General features: G+C 48.5%; 11 protein-coding genes. 5 read left to right on the top strand and 6 right to left on the bottom strand.

The features are described from left to right. Nucleotides 1–6: 6 nt before the first annotated feature. Both BUC02_RS13275 and BUC02_RS13270 read right to left on the bottom strand, forming a co-directional pair. Nucleotides 7–858, bottom strand: a complete 852-nt coding sequence (locus tag BUC02_RS13275; RefSeq protein ID WP_073323289.1) for a prephenate dehydratase — start codon at nt 856–858, stop codon at nt 7–9. An 85-nt stretch (nt 859–943) separates the two neighbouring features. Then, on the bottom strand, nt 944–1,600 hold the full coding sequence (locus BUC02_RS13270) for a C40 family peptidase (RefSeq protein ID WP_175549871.1): 657 nt from the start codon (nt 1,598–1,600) through the stop codon (nt 944–946). A gap of 148 nt (nt 1,601–1,748) precedes the next feature. Here BUC02_RS13270 and BUC02_RS13265 point away from each other — a divergent pair, with 148 nt between their 5' ends. From BUC02_RS13265 to BUC02_RS13255, 3 genes are read left to right on the top strand one after another with little or no spacing between them, the layout of a single operon-like run. Continuing rightward, nucleotides 1,749–3,086: a radical SAM family protein gene (locus BUC02_RS13265; protein ID WP_163415053.1), complete on the top strand. Its 1,338-nt coding sequence runs from the start codon at nt 1,749–1,751 to the stop codon at nt 3,084–3,086. Nucleotides 3,087–3,094: 8 nt separating this feature from the next. After that, the gene (locus BUC02_RS13260) at nt 3,095–4,309 is read left to right on the top strand and encodes a hypothetical protein (RefSeq protein ID WP_139261166.1); all 1,215 of its coding nucleotides are present in this window, start codon (nt 3,095–3,097) and stop codon (nt 4,307–4,309) included. Further along, complete coding sequence (locus BUC02_RS13255) at nt 4,306–4,998, top strand: WbqC family protein (protein ID WP_073323281.1); 693 nt, start codon at nt 4,306–4,308, stop codon at nt 4,996–4,998. Before BUC02_RS13260 ends, BUC02_RS13255 begins: the two co-directional genes overlap by 4 nt. A 52-nt stretch (nt 4,999–5,050) precedes the next feature. Here BUC02_RS13255 and thrS read toward each other — a convergent pair whose 3' ends face one another. The 3 genes from thrS to BUC02_RS13240 all read right to left on the bottom strand — a co-directional run bounded on the left by thrS (nt 5,051) and on the right by BUC02_RS13240 (nt 7,941). Continuing rightward, nucleotides 5,051–6,988, bottom strand: coding sequence for a threonine--tRNA ligase (gene thrS / locus BUC02_RS13250; protein ID WP_073323279.1), 1,938 nt, complete (start codon nt 6,986–6,988; stop codon nt 5,051–5,053). A gap of 206 nt (nt 6,989–7,194) precedes the next feature. After that, a complete protein-coding gene (locus BUC02_RS13245) occupies nt 7,195–7,500 on the bottom strand; it encodes a hypothetical protein (RefSeq protein WP_073323277.1) in 306 nt (101 codons plus the stop codon). A gap of 114 nt (nt 7,501–7,614) precedes the next feature. Further along, the gene (locus BUC02_RS13240) at nt 7,615–7,941 is read right to left on the bottom strand and encodes a hypothetical protein (RefSeq protein WP_073323275.1); all 327 of its coding nucleotides are present in this window, start codon (nt 7,939–7,941) and stop codon (nt 7,615–7,617) included. 847 nt (nt 7,942–8,788) lie between these two features. Here BUC02_RS13240 and BUC02_RS13230 point away from each other — a divergent pair. Next, the gene (locus tag BUC02_RS13230) at nt 8,789–9,301 is read left to right on the top strand and encodes a ribonuclease domain-containing protein (RefSeq protein ID WP_073323271.1); all 513 of its coding nucleotides are present in this window, start codon (nt 8,789–8,791) and stop codon (nt 9,299–9,301) included. A gap of 23 nt (nt 9,302–9,324) precedes the next feature. Here BUC02_RS13230 and BUC02_RS13225 read toward each other — a convergent pair whose 3' ends face one another. Further along, a complete protein-coding gene (locus BUC02_RS13225) occupies nt 9,325–9,582 on the bottom strand; it encodes an addiction module antidote protein (protein ID WP_073323269.1) in 258 nt (85 codons plus the stop codon). A gap of 386 nt (nt 9,583–9,968) precedes the next feature. Here BUC02_RS13225 and BUC02_RS13220 point away from each other — a divergent pair, with 386 nt between their 5' ends. Next, a complete protein-coding gene (locus tag BUC02_RS13220; RefSeq protein WP_073323267.1) occupies nt 9,969–11,306 on the top strand; it encodes an ATP-binding protein in 1,338 nt (445 codons plus the stop codon). Nucleotides 11,307–11,442: the final 136 nt, after the last annotated feature.

Genomic DNA, 11,442 nt, shown 5'->3' with positions numbered 1-11,442 from the left:
TGCCTCCTAGTATTTCAAAGTTTCAATCACGCCTTTCTTGAAGGTGCCCAGAATGTACATGTTGTTCGTGTAATTCTTGAGCTCGGCAAGAGCGGCCTGGGCGCGGTCTTCATTCACGTTTGCTTCAAAAGATACGTGGAAAATGTATTCCCAAGGCTTGTCCGGGTGCGGACGGCTTTCGCAGCGGGTCAAGTTGATGTCGCGCTTCGCAAAGCATCCGAGGGCGTTGTAAAGAGCGCCTACTGCATTGTTGTCGGCGAGTTCGAACAGCATGGTCGTCTTGGCGCCTTCGGTTCCGCTGAATGCGGCGGGAACCTTTTGAATGCCGTAAAAACGCGTGAAGTTCGTGCCCTTCAAGTTTTCGAGGCCGGCCTTCAGAATGTCCAAGTTGTAAATCTTTGCGGCGTAGGCGCTAGCGATGGCTCCTTCGTCTTTAGCCTTGCGGGCGGCGAGTTCTTCGGCAGAGCCTGCGGTATCGAAGGCGGGTACGGCCTTGATCTGCGGATTTTCGGCAAAGAACTTGGAACACTGTGCAAGAGCCTGCGGGTGACTATAAACGCGCTTGAGGTCGCCTAGCTTGACGCCTGGCATCACGCACAAGGTGTGCTCGATGCGGAGCATGACCTCGCCTACAATGCGGTGGCGCCACTTGTAGAGCAAATCGTAGTTCGCTTCGATGGAACCTGCCGTGGAGTTTTCGATAGGAATCGCGCCACCATCGGCTTCGCCGGTTTCGATTGCCTGGTAGATTTCTTCGAAAGTGTCCATCGGGAGAGTTTCGATGTCTTCACCGAACAGATAATGTGCGGCGCAATCGCTATAAGCGCCCTTGCGTCCCTGGAATGCAATTTTTTTCATGCTTAGAAAGATAGTAAATGGTGTGTAGTATGTGATGTGAGATGTGTGATTACTCATTTCACATTACACATTAGTCATTTGTCATTTACCTGAACCTTCTCGCACCTTGGTACTTGTGGCCCCAATACTTGTCTTGCATGGGCGAAATCATCACGCCGTTCTTGGTGCTTGCGTGAATGAATCGGCCTCCGTTCAGGTAAATGCCCACGTGGTCGATTTTCCAGAGGCTTCCGAAAAACACGAGGTCGCCTTCCTTGAGTCCGCCTCGGCTCACTGATCTTCCGCGGCTGTCCTTGTACATCTTGGAGGCACTATGGTCTAGCGCAATGTTGTAATAGCCCTTGTAGACTTGCATCACGAATCCGGAACAGTCTGTCTTTGTCTTTGTCGCCTTGCCATACACATACTTGGCGCCCATCCATCCGCGGGCGTAATTTTCCAAGTCTCCGCGAGGGGCAGCCCTTCTGGCGGCCTTGGCGGCTTCTTTTTTGGTAATGGCCGCACGCGCTTTTTCGGCGGAGTTCATGCGCTTGGAGGAATCCTGCGGAACGGTTGATTGCTCCGTGGCCTCAGGCTCTTCAATCGGAGTTTCTTGTCTAGAAGAAGCCGTTTCGCTCGGTGGAACGCTCTTGTAGTCGCCAACGCTTCGGTCGTAGCCCGTGCGCACCGGGAAGGAACATCCGAAACACCACAGGCATATGCCGGCAAGGATGAATGGTGCGATTTTGGTGAGCGAAAACATCAAGCGAAATGTAATTAAATCGGGGCTATATGCATTATTGTGTTCAATAGATTTGGTTGCATTGGACACATATTTTTGCAAATCGATGAATTTACAGGCTTTCTTTGTGGTCTAGCGAGTTTAAACAAAGTATATTTTTATCATGGACTTGAAAAACTTTTATTCTCACGATACAAATGTTTACAACCTTGAAGGTTTTGTTCCCCAAATTGTCGATGCCGAATACCTCCGCAATCTCGGAGTAAAGGCTGTTCCCTCCGAAGCGACCCTGCAAGGGCTTATCAAGGGCTCCAAACTCTTTATGGAGCGAGTCCAGAAGCGGACGGTCATTCCTGTTTCGAAATTGACAATCGAAAATATCGATCCGGAAAAGGTCGAAACGGAAATCCACAACTACACGGGCCGTTGCCCCACGCTTACTTTTGAAATTAACCCGATTCGCGGTTGCAATGTGGGCTGCCAGTATTGCCTGGTGACCGATGGCGTTCATGAACAGCACTTGGTGGCGTATGAAAATTACCACTTGTATGTGCGCAAACTCCTGGAAGAAATGAACGGCACTCCGACGCGCCCCGTGACCGAAGAAGATATCCATAAAAAGAATGTCTTGCTGCAGGATTTGGCGACTGCCATCGAAGAGGCTCCCGAACGCAAGAAGGAAATCGAATCGAAGATTGTCGAAATCAGCCGCGGCAAGAACTGGAACCATTATTACTATTTCTCGCCCAAGACGGAAGCCTTCCAAGAACCGACGGTGCAGACAGGAATAGCTCACCGCATTCTCAAGGAATTCATCGCACACTTTGAAAAGTATCCGGATTCCAACGCCAGGCTCTTCATTGCGTCAAAGTCCGGCCCCAAGCATTTGCTTTACGAGTACGAAGGCGAAACCATTCTGGACTTATTCGAAAAACTCAAGGGCAAAATGCAGTTCAACACGAGTGTCTCGATTATGCCCAAGGAATTCCGCGACCTGCTGGAACCTTACGCTGCTCCGATCGAAGAACGCTTGCAGTCGGTCAAGCTCTGCCAGGAACGCGGCGTTCAGGCAAATTCTGCATTGATCCAGCCTATCGTGATGCCTTACCTCACCGACGAACACATCAAGGACTTTTTCGACAAGTTGCATGCGGCGGGAATCGTCAATTACAAGCCGGAATTCTTGACAGCATGCATGGAAAACCTTGCCATGCTGGGGCAGTGGCTTGGACACTTCGATAAGAACCTGGAACGAGAACTGTACGAGATTTATATCAAGCCCGATAATGCTGACCACCGCAAGCAACGCGGCCGTACCGCTCCAGAAAGGGATTTGTGCATCAAGAGCATCGAAAAGATGATGGCCTACACGCAAAAGCTCGGCATGACGACCAGTATCTGCTTCTGGGTTCGCAAGCAATTGCGCATTCCGAACACGCTGATTCCTATCGTCAACGCGAACGGATTCCAGTGTCTCGGTTACCAGTCTAAGCTTTTTGCTAAGTAGGGGCTGCTATGGACAAGACATGCTCTCAAGTTTGCCAGGAACTCTATTGCGGCAGGGAAGACTATTATCACCGCTGGTACCATGAGCGGCCCATCATCATTACGCCTGAACGAACTGCCGAGATTCGTGGAATGCACCGCATTTTGTACAAATGCGTTGAATACATGGCGTACCATTACGCCGAATTCGTCGACAAGTACATGCCGCTTTCGTCAAAGGAAATGGAGATTCTTGCCTACCAGAGCCGTTATCCGTTCAAGGCGGGCGCGTACCGGCCCGATTATCTAATTACCGAAGACGGCAAACTGAAACTGTGCGAAATTACCTCGCGCTTTTTCGCGCATGGGATTTTCATGTCGTACTATTCGGAATCGGCGGCGGACAAGTTTATTGCCAAGTTTCCGGGGACGCATCGCGAAAGTCGTTTTGAAGAAATGATTCGCTATATGCTCGAAATTGTCGGCGACAAGCAAAAAGTCTTTGTCCTGAAAAGTTCTGACAAAACCTCTGAAATTGCGCTCTACAAAGCTTTTTACGAACGTATGGGCAAGAGCGTTACTGTTTACGAGGCGAATGAAGTTGAGCCGAATATCGACAACTGGAAGGGCAATTTTGTCATCAGCGCTTTGAACCAGAACGATATCCTCAGTTATTCCATGGATACCGTCAAGGCGATGATCGATTCCGGAATGTATAACGATTTCCGGACAATCTTTTTGGCTCATGACAAGCGCTTTATGAGGATGTGGTTCGAAGACGATTTTACGGATCACTTCTTGACAAAGGAAGAAGCCGCATTCATTCGTGACCATGCCATCGAGACTTTTGTCTGCGCGGAATCGAGCGCGGCCTCAGCGCTTGCCGATGCTTATGCGCACAAAGACGGCTATATTCTTAAGCACTACTGCCTTGGAAAAAGCGAAAAGGTCTTTGCGGGCCCGCTGACCTCTGAAGCGGAATGGAAGAATCTTTTTGATTCTGGTGCCGTCAAGGACATGATCATGCAGCCGTTTTTGCGGCAGCGAACATTCCATACGGTGTGGGAAGGGACACCCTTTGATGATTATGTTTGCGGCATGATGCTCTGTGTTGACGACAAGTTCTACGATTCCGGTTTGTTCCGTACCTCCAGTTGCCCTGTGACCAATAAAGTTGACGACCGAAAAGCTTGCGTGGTCGCTACTGATTGCGAAAGTCTTTATGAACATGGAGACTTGCTGTGATCATTGCCGGGAACCAGCCCTACTTTATACCCTACATTGCCTATTGGCAGTTGATGAAGGCGTGCGACTTATTCCTGATTGGCGATGATTACGCGTTTATCACACGCGGGTGGGTGCAGCGTAACAGAATCTTGCGGCAGGGCAAGCCGGCCTACTTTGGACTTGAAATTAACGATATCAGTTGCCACCGTCTGATTAATCAAACGGAATTGCTGCGAGATGATTTTGCCAGAAAGATGAAGGAACTTTATCATTGCTACCGTTCGGCACCCTTCTTTGAAAGGGGTTACGAGTTGATGGAAAGGATCTTTTCGTGCGAAGAGACGAACCTGACAGCGTTTCTGGTGAATTCCATTGAAATTGTTCGAGAATATCTTGGAATCAAGACTAAAATGATGTACACGTCGCAGATTGAAGGCAATTGCCGGTTCAAACGCGAACACCGGGTTTTTGATTTTTGCGATAGGCTCGGCGGGACGACTTACGTGAACCCGATTGGCGGGCAGGCACTATACAAAAAGGACGAGTTTGCCGCTCATGGAATCGAACTGAAGTTTATCCATTCGCATTGTCGGCAGTACAAGCAATTCGGGACCGCTTTTGTTCCGGGTTTATCGATTCTCGATGTCATCATGTTCAATTCCCGCGAAGAAATCGCGCAGATGCTTGACGAGTATACGACGGAATAAAAAAACGCAGGCTCGAAGGAACCTACGTTTGCGAATGTTTTTCGGTTATTGACTAGCGAACGACTTTTCTGTCGTCTTCGGTCATCTTGAGGAAGTCGGCAACCTTCATGCTGCCCTTGTCCCCTTCCTTGCGGCGGCGGACAGACACGACTCCGTCTGCAACTTCCTTCTCGCCGACGATCAGGAGGTACGGCACCTTCTGGAGTTCGCACTGGCGGATCTTGTAGCCGAGCTTTTCGTTGGATTCATCGACTTCCACGCGGACGCCGGCGTTCACAAGTTCCTTCTCGACCTTCTTCGCGTAGTCAACGAACTTCTCGGAAATCGGGAGCACGCGGGCCTGCACCGGAGCGAGCCACAGCGGGAAATCGCCCATGAATTCTTCGATCAAAATGCCGAGGAAGCGTTCGATGGAACCCACGGCGGCACGGTGCAACATCACCGGAATGTGCTTCTGGTTGTCCTTGCCGACATATTCGGCACCGAGACGCTGCGGGAGGTTGAAGTCGACCTGGATCGTACCGCACTGCCAGTCACGACCGAGGCTGTCCTTCAGCGTGAATTCGAGCTTCGGACCATAGAAGGCACCTTCACCCGGGTTCAAAATGTAGTCGAGGCCAGCGAGCTTCGTCGCTTCGGCGAGGGCGGCTTCAGCCTTGTCCCAAATTTCGTCGGAACCCACGCGCTTTTCCGGGCGGGTGGAGAACTTCACCACGATATCGTCGAAACCGAAGTCGTGGTAGATTTCCTTGACGAGGGCGCAGAAGTCGGCCACTTCGCTTGCAATCTGGTCTTCGGTACAGAAAATGTGGGCGTCGTCCTGCACAAAGCCGCGCACGCGCATCAGGCCGTGCATGGTACCGGCAGGTTCGTAACGGTGGCACTTACCGAATTCGGCAAGACGCATCGGCAGGTCGCGCCAGCTGCGCAGACCCGTGTTGAAAATCTGGATGTGGCAGGGGCAGTTCATCGGCTTCACGGCCATTTCCACGTCGCCAGCCAGAGTCTTGAACATGTTCTCGTTGTACTTGTCGGCGTGGCCGGACTTGATCCACAAAGTCTTGTTCACGATTTCCGGCGTGATGACTTCCAGGTAGCCACGACGGTCAATCTTCCCGCGGATGTAGTCCTTCAGGGCGTTCACCATCTTGGTGCCCTTCGGGTGCCAGAACACCATGCCCGGAGAATGGTCTTCGATGTGGTAGAGGTCCATTTCCTTACCGATCTTGCGGTGGTCGCGCTTTTCGGCCTCTTCCAGGAACTTCAAATAAGTTTCAAGACCTTCCTTGTCGGCAAAGCAGGTACCGTACACGCGGGTCAGTTGGTCACTGTTCTGGTCGCCATGCCAGTAAGCACCGGACATCGAGAGCACCTTGAAATTCTTGAGCTTGCCTGTAGAAGGCACGTGGGGGCCGGCGCAGAGGTCTTCAAAGTTCTTGCCCGGTTCGCCAGTCACGTAGAAGCTGAGCGTACCGTCGCTACCCTCGCGGGCGAGAGCGCGCTGCGCGTTATCCGTCTTGTACTTGTCGCCCTCGGTGCGCTTCAGGCCATCGGCGGCGCTGACTTCGCAACGGGTAAACGGACGGTCTTCCTTGATGATTTCCTTCATGCGCTTTTCGATGCGCTCGAAATCCGACTGCTGGATCGGGGTCGGTGTCATCAAATCGTAGTAGAAACCCTTTTCGATAGCCGGACCGTAGGCGAGCTTCGTGCCCGGGAACAGGTCGCAGATGGCTTCGGCAAGCACGTGGCTGCAGCTGTGACGCAGGAGCATCAGAGCATCCGGGTCGTCGTTGCTCGGCGTGATAATCTTGATGGTGCCGCTCTCGGTGAGCGGGCGCGTGAGGTCGAGGACCTTATCGCCGAGTTTGACGCCAAGCGCCTTGCGTGCAAGACCTTCGGAAATGCCCTTCGCAATTTCGAGGCCGGTGGTGCCCGATGCTACGGAACGTACGGAGCCATCGGGGAAGGTGAGTTCGATTTGAGACATAAATAATCCTTTTTGTGGGCGGTTCTCGCCCGGTTCCCCAGAAATACGACATCTGGCGGTGCGCACAAATGTAGAATATGATATAAGATGTGGCTAGTGGGAGGTCCTCCTAAAACCCCGTATTCATCAGTCCATAGACAACAACCGAAAAAAACGCCCCTCCGAGCGCTCGAAGGGACTTGCTATTCTAATAGTAACTTATCTAGTTAATCCCAGGAGGGATTGTTTAAATTCTTTATTCTGGTTGGATTTGGGCGATGAGCTGTCCTTCCAGGAACTTCTAAATTGGCTGACTTCTGAGTGTTCCTCAGTCTTCGAGCAAACTCGTCGGCACTCATTATGCTTATTGTTGGACGTTTTTTTTCTACGAATTGACCTGTGGTAGTCTTGGTCTTTTCGTTATGATGTTTTTGGGGCTGGTAGGACTTGCTGCAAGGCTGTTGGGCTTCCTTTGCAAGAGATCTACCAAATAGCACGATCAGGTTCTTGAAGAATACCTTAATACTGATCATCGAGTTCTCCTAAAAACAGAGGGCTTGAAGCAATCGTTCTGAGAATTCTTCTCAAATTAGACGGATCGGTTAAAAGTGTGCCTAATAATTCAGGTGAAAATTTTCTGTAGTACATCAGATTACTCCTTGCTGACGCCATTCGGCATGTTCTTTTTCAAGCTCGTCGAGTTTCCTCTCGAACCGTTGCATCAGAGGCTTTAGCTGCTGGTAAAACTGAATCGTCAGTAGCAGAGTTTCCAAATCTAACTTCGCGTCATTTTCCTTGCGGACTTGGAGTCCGCAAAGAGACATTGCGAATGGTGTCCACCGGAAGTCGCCTTTAGATTTGTTTAGTTTCTTATTTATGAAACGGAGTCTGGCTCCTGAATCACCTTGAATTTTCATCCAGTATTCGGCATCGGCATCATACTGACTTTGAGGATAAGGCTTATATTTAGCCATAATTAAAATCCTTTATTGTTGTTCCCGTCGTCTTCCGCTGGCGAAGAACTTGGGGCGGTTTTATTTAATCCAGCGACGTTAGGATAAACTACTCTGCACAAGATGTGCAGAGCTGTTTAGAATGAGGTGCATAAAAGAGCGTTTACTCTTCGAGCCACTTCAAGAATTTTGATACGGCAGTTGAGACTGCCGCTACGGCTGCAGCCTTGCCGATTTCCACGAGGATCTTTTCCATGGTGAAATTCTCCAGGTTGTTCATTGACTGACCCTTCGCTGTAAAGGTGCAATGAGTGAATGTTCAGCTTATTCTGATAAATAGATACTAGGAGAAATTCTAAACTTGACTCTGTCACGGATGCTGTGACTCGGCCTTAATAGTATTGGCCCTGAAGAAACATGGGGCACCTAATAATGGGCTTAACCGTAGAAAAAATCGGATATTAGCCTGAAATAATATGAGACTCCAAAGGAGTGACCATATTATAGAATTTAAAAAAAAAGCTGTCAAGGGTGATGGGGATTTTTTTTGTTTTTTTATATTCGCTTTTGAAAATTGGCGATATGCTGAAGATGACCCTAGTTTTGACATCTATGGATTTAGTGATCTCGCAGAAGGTGGTTATGATGTGACGTTGGGGCTGGGGGGAGTTCATAATAAGGGCTTTCAGACATATTACGCCGCTAAAGACGCCCTTTGTGGCATTGATAATTCTAAGCTGAAATTTGGTTGTATAACGACGGAGACTCCTTCTTTGAGGGGACCTGTTGTCATCAACTCAGTTGCTCCTATACGCTGCGTAAAGGACTGATTGAAAAAATAGATTGAATTGTTGTTATATTTTGAAGCATGAAAACTTTGATGTATTCCGTTGTTTTTCTTTTCTCCGCATTCATTGTCGCGTGCTCTACGCCGACGGTTTCTAGCGATGAATCCGATGAAAAATCTTTGTCAAGTGTAGAACAATCTTCATCCAGCGTTGCAACAAAGTCAATATACGAAGCGGTGGAAGAATCCGGTTTGTACACGACCAAGGATTCCGTGGCCGCTTACCTTTGCAAGTTTGATAAGTTACCGAGCAACTATGTCGGTAAAAATGAGGGGCAGTCCTTGTACGAATCTAAAACAGGGAACACTTTCGAAAAATGGAATTTTAATCCGTGGACAACGCTTGGCGTGATGATTGGTGGCGATGTCTTTGATAATCGCGAAGGTCTGTTGCCTAGCGGAAGTTACCACGAAGCGGATGTCGATTACTCCGCCAAGAATCGCGGAACGAAACGCCTGATTTACCAATCCGACTGCGTTATCTACTATACCGCAGACCACTACGAAACTTTCAATAAATTGGAAGTCCGTTAGAAAAATCTATTGATTTTCTATACCTACACCTTATACCGCGCTCTTTGCCTAGCAACGCAAAGTTCCGCTTGTTTGGCGTGTTTTTCGTCTAAAGCCTTGTAAAGGCTTTCACGACCGAGTCCGGTCTTTTCGGCAATCTGCAACATTCCCTTGCTTCTGGCGATATGCCCAATGGCGCGGAGAAACAGCGCGGGGTCATCAGATTCGCTGACTGTGTTCAAGTATTCGGCGACGATTTCCTCGTTGTCGAGGTATTCGGCAATGTCTAAGCGCTTGTGCATACACAACAATGTATCTAATCGGATACGCATTGTCAAGAGGTTAACTTGAATAAAAAAACTCCCCAACTTGAGGTGAAAATTGGGGGGGAATAGTCCGTTTAAGCCGTATTTTTTATGTTAGGAATGAAAATTGATAAAATATGCAAAAATAATTCCTAGAAAGAGGACGTTCGGTATTATTTCTTGATGGAACCGAAGATTTGACTGAAATTGGAGAAAATGGCGTAAAATCGGCATTTTTTGCCCCAAAAACACGCAACGAAATCCGGCTTATATATGAATAGCACACTTTTTCGTACGAAAAAGTGCGCTTATAACACACTAATTCGGTTGAAAAAGTGCGTTTCATTATTGACAATTCGGTTGGAAAAGTGTAGTTTTGGGATATGTTCAAGAGAAAAATCCTTAAAGAATTTGAAAATTGGAAGATCTCGGGGGGCAAAAAGAAGGCCCTGGTTGTCAAGGGAATGCGCCAAATCGGCAAGACATCCAGCGTCCTGGAATTCGCCCGCAGCAACTACGAGAACGTCGTCTATATCAACTTTAAGGAAAATGAAAATGCGAAGAAGGTCTTCGAGGGAGACCTGAACGTGAGTCGGATTACCATAGACCTTTCCGCGCTTTTTCCTAATGTGCATTTTGTCGAGAACAAGACCGTCATCATCTTCGATGAAATTCAGGAATGTGCAAACGCCCGCGCAAGCATCAAGCCTTTTATGGAAGACGGTCGCTACGATGTCATCTGTACCGGTTCCCTGCTTGGTATTAAGGGGTACAACCGAAAAAAGGGAAAAGGCGTCCCAACCGGTTTTGAAAGAATAATTTATATGAAATCCATGGATTTCGAGGAATTTCTGTGGGCGAAGGGTATCGGCGAAAACGTCATCGCATACCTAAAGGATTGCTACGAGAAAAAGGAACCCGTGAGCGAGGCGACGCATAACGCCATGCTCCGCTACTTCAAGGAATACCTTTGTGTAGGCGGGCTCCCTTATGTTGTTTCTCGATTTGTCGAGACGAACGACATGAACGTCGTTTGGCAGGAACAGCAAGACATTCTTGAAGAATACAAGGACGACTTTGGCAAGCACCTTGACGAGAACGAAAACGAGGAAATCGACCGCACGCTTCTTGGCCGTATCAATCGCGTCTTTGATTCAATTCCCGCCCAACTCGCGAAGGAAAACAACAAATTCGTTTATTCGCAACTAGAAAAGAAGGGTCGTTCCGAAAATTACCAAACCGCAATCCAATGGCTCTACGACTGCGGCATAATCAACATTTGCCACAACCTGACCAACATCGCAGAACCCCTTGAAGGCTACAAGATCGAGAATACGTTTAAGATTTATGTGCAGGATTCCGGCCTGTTCGTCGCCATGCTGGAACGCGGCACCGCGGCCAAGATTCTAAGCGGTGATCTGGGATTCTATAAAGGCGCCATCTACGAGAACATCATCGCAGATTGTTTCTCTAAACAAGGTCGCAAACTATTCTATTTCCGCAAAGAATCTGGGCTAGAAATTGACTTTGTAGAAAATATCGGCGGCGAACTCGCCATTATTGAAGTCAAGGCGACAACGGGACGTTCCAAGTCGGCAAAGACCGTTTTGAATAACGATAACTACGCAGCCAAGGTTTGCTACAAGCTTTCCGAAAACAACATCGGTGTTGCAGGCAAGATGGTTACACTGCCGTACTACATGGCAATGTTTTTGGAGTGATTTTATAAATTGGCAGGGGAAAGCGTTAGACTTTCGCTACAACCACCCCAAAATAAATCACAAATCCTCCATAACAAAAAAAATCTTTCAAAAACTATTGCATTCTCGGCCGAATTAACTTATATTACCATTGTAA

The organism is Fibrobacter sp. UWOV1 (assembly GCF_900142495.1).
Classification (GTDB): Bacteria; Fibrobacterota; Fibrobacteria; order Fibrobacterales; family Fibrobacteraceae; genus Fibrobacter.
Note: the sequence above shows the minus strand (reverse complement) of the source record. Positions and strands in the feature narration are given on the sequence as shown.

Coding starts and splice junctions, on each gene's coding strand:
- BUC02_RS13275 (WP_073323289.1), bottom strand. CDS start 858: ATGAAAAAAATTGCATTCCAGGGACGCAAGGGCGCTTATAGCGATTGC.
- BUC02_RS13270 (WP_175549871.1), bottom strand. CDS start 1,600: ATGTTTTCGCTCACCAAAATCGCACCATTCATCCTTGCCGGCATATGC.
- BUC02_RS13260 (WP_139261166.1), top strand. CDS start 3,095: ATGGACAAGACATGCTCTCAAGTTTGCCAGGAACTCTATTGCGGCAGG.
- thrS (WP_073323279.1), bottom strand. CDS start 6,988: ATGTCTCAAATCGAACTCACCTTCCCCGATGGCTCCGTACGTTCCGTA.
- BUC02_RS13245 (WP_073323277.1), bottom strand. CDS start 7,500: ATGATCAGTATTAAGGTATTCTTCAAGAACCTGATCGTGCTATTTGGT.
- BUC02_RS13240 (WP_073323275.1), bottom strand. CDS start 7,941: ATGGCTAAATATAAGCCTTATCCTCAAAGTCAGTATGATGCCGATGCC.
- BUC02_RS13230 (WP_073323271.1), top strand. CDS start 8,789: ATGAAAACTTTGATGTATTCCGTTGTTTTTCTTTTCTCCGCATTCATT.
- BUC02_RS13225 (WP_073323269.1), bottom strand. CDS start 9,582: ATGCACAAGCGCTTAGACATTGCCGAATACCTCGACAACGAGGAAATC.
- BUC02_RS13220 (WP_073323267.1), top strand. CDS start 9,969: ATGTTCAAGAGAAAAATCCTTAAAGAATTTGAAAATTGGAAGATCTCG.